1 protein-coding gene is annotated in these 1,151 nt (G+C 58.1%); it reads left to right on the top strand.

Annotation, left to right across the window (positions count from 1 at the left end):
• Positions 1-1,151 (top strand): aconitate hydratase (locus KQI64_RS01750; protein WP_216523055.1); only part of this gene is annotated, 1,151 nt, incomplete at both ends.

Below are 1,151 nucleotides of genomic sequence, written 5' to 3' on the forward strand. Positions count from 1 at the left end.
CAGACCCTCACGCAGGACGCGACGGGAACTATGGCGTACATCGAATACGAGGCTATGGGTATTCCCAGAGTCAAGACCGAGAAGAGCGTCGCTTACATAGACCACAACACCTTACAGACTGGCTTTGAGAACGCGGACGATCACCGCTTTATCCAGTCCGTCTGCAAAAAGCACGGAATTTACTTCTCACGTCCCGGCAACGGCATCTGCCACCAGGTTCACCTTGAGCGCTTCGGCAAGCCCGGCAAGACTCTCATCGGCTCCGACAGCCACACTCCCACAGGCGGCGGCATCGGTATGCTCGCTATCGGCGCGGGCGGTCTGGACGTTGCCGTAGCTATGGGCGGCGGCGCTTACTACATCACCATGCCCAAGATGGTAAGAGTAAACCTCACCGGCAAGCTCTCTCCGTGGGTTTCCGCGAAGGACATCATTCTCGCGGTTCTCAGAGTCATGAGCGTCAAGGGCGGCGTAGGCAAAATCGTTGAGTACGGCGGCGAGGGCGTAAAGATCCTGACCGTTCCCGAGAGAGCCACTATCACCAACATGGGCGCTGAGCTCGGCGCAACGACCTCGGTATTCCCCTCTGACGAGATCACAAAGGAATTTCTCAAGGCTCAGGGCCGCGAGGAGGATTACACCGAACTGAGCGCGGACGCGGACGCTGTTTACGACGAGGTTATCGAAATCAACCTCAGCGAGCTTGAGCCTCTCGCGGCATGCCCGCACTCTCCCGACAACATCAAGACTGTCAAGGAGCTCGAGGGCAAGACAGTCGATCAGGTCTGCATCGGTTCCTGCACAAATTCCAGCTACCTCGACCTCATGCGCGTTGCCTACATTCTCAAGGGCAAGAAGGTCGCTGACAACGTTTCTCTCGCAATCGCTCCCGGCAGCAAGCAGGTGTTCAACATGCTCGCTCTCAACGGCGCTCTCGGCGACATGATCGCCGCCGGCGCGAGAATCCTCGAGAGCGCCTGCGGCCCCTGCATCGGCATGGGTCAGTCACCCAACAGCAAGGGCGTTTCGCTGAGAACCTTCAACCGCAACTTTGAGGGAAGAAGCGGCACAGCAGACGGTCAGATTTACCTTGTTTCTCCCGAAACAGCCGCGGTTTCAGCTCTCAAGGGCGTATTCACCGACCCGAGATG

This window comes from Lachnoclostridium sp. MSJ-17, assembly GCF_018918205.1.
Taxonomy (GTDB): Bacteria; Bacillota; Clostridia; order Oscillospirales; family Acutalibacteraceae; genus Ruminococcoides.